At 62.9% G+C, this 1,543-nt stretch carries 3 protein-coding genes; all 3 read left to right on the top strand.

All coding sequences use genetic code 11. The annotated features are described in order from the left end of the window. A partial coding sequence (locus ACFC25_RS22685; RefSeq protein ID WP_376049356.1) for an ABC transporter permease subunit occupies positions 1-322 on the top strand: 322 nt, incomplete at its 5' end. Continuing rightward, positions 319-1,086 (top strand): amino acid ABC transporter ATP-binding protein, encoded by a 768-nt coding sequence (locus ACFC25_RS22680; protein ID WP_337349257.1) that lies wholly within the window; start codon positions 319-321, stop codon positions 1,084-1,086. The genes ACFC25_RS22685 and ACFC25_RS22680, both read left to right, overlap by 4 nt. A 2-nt stretch (positions 1,087-1,088) precedes the next feature. Further along, a partial coding sequence (locus ACFC25_RS22675) for an FAD-dependent oxidoreductase (protein WP_376049353.1) occupies positions 1,089-1,543 on the top strand: 455 nt, incomplete at its 3' end.

Below are 1,543 nucleotides of genomic sequence, written 5' to 3'. Positions count from 1 at the left end.
GATGCGCAAGGTCATCATCCCCCAGGCGATGCCCTCGATCATCCCGGCAACCGGCAACCAGGTGATCGGCATGTTCAAGGGAACCTCGCTGGTCAGCGTCCTCGGCGTTGCCGAACTGCTCCAAAGCGCCCAGCTCATCTATGCCCGGACCTACGAGACCATCCCGCTGCTGCTCGTCGCCAGCCTCTGGTACCTCGTCATGACCCTGCTGCTGAGCTACCCGCAATCCAAGCTCGAACAAAAATACTCACGTTCAACCTCCCGGCTCCCCCGGAAGGCCAAACCCGTTGTGCTGACAGACCCGGAAGGTATCGCCCGATGAGCAACGACGGCACCATACTCGCCCAGAAAATCCGCAAATCCTTCGGACCCAAAACAGTCCTCAAAGACATCGACCTCGAGATCGCCAGCGGAGAGATCTGCTGCATCATCGGCCCGTCCGGCTCCGGCAAATCCACCGTCCTGCGCTGCATCAACGGCCTGGAAACAGTGGACACCGGAGTCCTGAAAGTCAACGGCGAAGACTTCGGCTACTACGAAACCGACACCGCCTACCACGCCCTGCCCCCCAAAAAACTCGCCGAACAGCGCACCAGGGTGGGCATGGTCTTCCAATCCTTCAACCTCTTCCCCAACATGACCGCCCACGAGAACATCATGTCCGGTCCCGTCCTGGTCAAAAAGGCGGACAAGAAAGAGTCAGCCAAACGCGCCCACGAACTGCTCGCCAGCGTCGGCCTGGCCGGATTCGGAGACTACTACCCGGTCCAACTCTCCGGCGGACAACAACAACGCGTCGCGATCGCCCGGTCCCTCGCCATGGACCCCGAAATCATGCTCTTCGACGAACCCACCTCCGCCCTGGACCCCGAAAAAGTCGGCGAAGTCCTCGCCGTCATGAAACAACTCGCCAAAAAAGGCATGACCATGGTCGTCGTCACCCACGAAATGGGCTTCGCCCGCGAAGTCGCCGACTCCCTGATCTTCATGGACGACGGCTACATCGTCGAACGCGGCGACGCCCGCGAAGTCCTGGCCAACCCCAAGGAAGCCCGCACCCAGGCCTTCCTGGAACAGGTCCTCTAACCATGGACGGAAAACTCGCCGTCATCGGCCTGGGCAGCATCGGATCCATGGCCCTCTGGCAAGCCTCCCGCCTCACCGACTCCGTCACCGGCTTCGAAGCACACACCCCCGCCCACGCCCGCAGCGCCGTCGGCGGCGACACCCGGCTCTTCCGCATGCTCTACCGCGGCAACCCCAACCTCTACCCCATCCTGGAACGCTCCCGGGATCTCTGGGCCGAACTCGAAGCCGAAACCGGCCAGCACATCCTCACCCGCTGCGGCGGACTCTCCATCGGCACCCAAAACGGCCCCTACCTCACAGCCCTGCTCGAAACCACGAGGACCAACCACGCCGACCACCACATCCTCAACCACCAGGAAATGGCCGAACGCTACCCCCAACACAACCTCCGCCCCGACGACATCGCCGTCTACGACCCCCACGCCGGCGCCCTGCGCACCGACCGCGCCGTCAC

It is taken from the genome of Pseudarthrobacter sp. NPDC055928, assembly GCF_042270935.1.
Classification (GTDB): Bacteria; Actinomycetota; Actinomycetes; order Actinomycetales; family Micrococcaceae; genus Arthrobacter.
This window is presented reverse-complemented; position numbering and strand designations above follow the sequence as displayed.

Coding starts and splice junctions, on each gene's coding strand:
- ACFC25_RS22680 (WP_337349257.1), top strand. CDS start 319: ATGAGCAACGACGGCACCATACTCGCCCAGAAAATCCGCAAATCCTTC.